This window comes from Streptomyces sp. NPDC088254 (assembly GCF_044740925.1).
Lineage (GTDB): Bacteria > Actinomycetota > Actinomycetes > Streptomycetales > Streptomycetaceae > Streptomyces.
Genome location: NZ_JBIURQ010000023.1, coordinates 1 through 1,431, shown reverse-complemented (window position 1 = coordinate 1,431; position 1,431 = coordinate 1). Strand labels below are relative to the sequence as shown.

1 protein-coding gene is annotated in these 1,431 nt (G+C 67.7%); it reads left to right on the top strand.

Going from position 1 to position 1,431, the window contains the following annotated elements; all coding sequences use genetic code 11:
* On the top strand, window positions 1-1,431 hold a 1,431-nt coding region (gene ahcY / locus ACIOC0_RS38925; RefSeq protein ID WP_402161642.1), incomplete at its 5' end, for an adenosylhomocysteinase.

The following is a 1,431-nucleotide window of genomic DNA, read 5'->3' as shown; positions in this document are numbered from 1 at the left end:
TTCAAGGTCGCCGACCTCTCCCTGGCCGAGTTCGGCCGCAAGGAGATCACGCTCGCCGAGCACGAGATGCCGGGCCTGATGGCGATCCGCAAGGAGTACGCCGACGCCCAGCCCCTCGCCGGCGCCCGCGTCACCGGCTCCCTGCACATGACCGTCCAGACCGCGGTCCTCATCGAGACCCTGGTCGCCCTCGGCGCCCAGGTCCGCTGGGCCTCGTGCAACATCTTCTCCACCCAGGACCACGCGGCCGCCGCCGTCGCCGTCGGCCCGAACGGCACGCCCGACAACCCGCAGGGCGTCCCGGTCTTCGCCTGGAAGGGCGAGACCCTGGAGGAGTACTGGTGGTGCACGGAGCAGGCGCTGACCTGGCCGAACACGCCCACCGGCGGCCCCAACATGATCCTCGACGACGGCGGTGACGCCACCCTCCTCGTCCACAAGGGCGTCGAGTACGAGAAGGACGGCAAGGTCCCCTCCGTCGACACCGCCGAGAACGAGGAACACCGCGTCATCCTCGAACTCCTCAACCGCACCATCACCGACGGCTCCCAGAAGTGGACCCAGCTCGCCTCGGAGATCCGCGGCGTCACCGAGGAGACCACCACCGGCGTCCACCGCCTGTACGAGATGCAGCGCGACGGCCAGCTCCTCTTCCCGGCCATCAACGTCAACGACGCCGTCACCAAGTCGAAGTTCGACAACAAGTACGGCTGCCGCCACTCCCTCATCGACGGCATCAACCGCGCCACCGACGTCCTCATCGGCGGCAAGACCGCCGTCGTCTTCGGCTACGGCGACGTCGGCAAGGGCTGCGCCGAGTCCCTGCGCGGCCAGGGCGCCCGCGTCATCGTCACCGAGATCGACCCCATCTGCGCCCTCCAGGCCGCGATGGACGGCTACCAGGTCACCACCCTCGACGAGGTCGTCGACAAGGCCGACATCTTCATCACCACGACCGGCAACAAGGACATCATCATGGCCGCCGACATGGCCAAGATGAAGCACCAGGCCATCGTCGGCAACATCGGCCACTTCGACAACGAGATCGACATGGCCGGCCTCGCCCAGATCCCCGGCATCGTCAAGGACGAGGTCAAGCCGCAGGTCCACACGTGGACCTTCCCCGACGGCAAGGTCATCATCGTCCTCTCCGAGGGCCGCCTGCTGAACCTCGGCAACGCGACCGGCCACCCGTCGTTCGTGATGTCCAACTCCTTCGCGGACCAGACCCTGGCCCAGATCGAGCTGTTCACCAAGCCCGAGGAGTACCCGACCGGCGTCTACGTGCTCCCCAAGCACCTCGACGAGAAGGTCGCCCGCCTCCACCTGGACGCGCTCGGCGTGAAGCTGACCACGCTCCGCCCCGAGCAGGCCTCCTACATCGGCGTCGAGGTCGACGGCCCCTACAAGCCGGACCACTACCGCTACTGA